Raw genomic sequence first — 333 nt, 5'->3', positions numbered from 1 at the left:
CGGCCGACCCACACCGGTTATCCTGGATGACGCTTTGGTTTATTCCGATGACGACCGCATCGAGCGCATGTTCGACGCTTTGCATCGTCAATCACACGATCAGCAGATTCTCGTTTTCTCCTGCCGCCAACGCGCGTTTGCAAAACTCGGCGGTAACATTTTGCAGATGAGCGACTGGCAACCGGGTCGGTCATAAGCGGAGATCGCGCAGCCTCAGCTAGGGCGACGGCAGATCGTATCGTGTTACGATTGCAATGCCGTTTTCGATCTCGATTTCGATAACTTCGTTAATCAGGAATTCCTCCGGGCCAAGATCCTCGAGGAGAGCATCGA

General features: G+C 54.1%; 1 protein-coding gene. It reads left to right on the top strand.

Annotated features, from left to right (window positions below):
- On the top strand, nucleotides 1–196 hold a 196-nt coding region (locus EN846_RS34130), incomplete at its 5' end, for a hypothetical protein (RefSeq protein ID WP_135928133.1).
- Nucleotides 197–333 lie beyond the last annotated feature (137 nt).

The organism is Mesorhizobium sp. M4B.F.Ca.ET.203.01.1.1 (assembly GCF_004791025.1).
GTDB classification, from domain to species: domain Bacteria; phylum Pseudomonadota; class Alphaproteobacteria; order Rhizobiales; family Rhizobiaceae; genus Mesorhizobium; species Mesorhizobium abyssinicae.
This window is presented reverse-complemented; position numbering and strand designations above follow the sequence as displayed.